The 236-nt window shown below is 71.6% G+C and carries 1 protein-coding gene; it reads right to left on the bottom strand.

Features of this window, described 5'->3' with window-relative positions; genetic code table 11:
- The coding region (locus ACQG3P_RS23575) for a transaldolase family protein (RefSeq protein WP_426806401.1) at positions 1 to 236 on the bottom strand (236 nt) is incomplete at both ends.

Below are 236 nucleotides of genomic sequence, written 5' to 3' on the forward strand. Positions count from 1 at the left end.
ACCGCTTCGGGGGCGCCCGCCACCAGCTTGCGCGGCAGGTCGCCGTGGTCGGCGTCCAGCTTTTCCAGCAGGTCCGGCGAGATGGTCAGGCGGTCGCAGCCGGCCTGTGCTTCGATCTGCGCGGTGGAACGGAACGAGGCGCCCATCACCACCGTCGTCGAGCCGCGGCGCTTGAACTCGGCGTACACGCCGCGCACGAACACCACGCCCGGGTCTGCGTCGATGTTGGCCGGGGC

Origin of the sequence: Stenotrophomonas sp. SrG, assembly GCF_050031795.1 — a bacterium.
Classification (GTDB): Bacteria; Pseudomonadota; Gammaproteobacteria; order Xanthomonadales; family Xanthomonadaceae; genus Stenotrophomonas; species Stenotrophomonas rhizophila_A.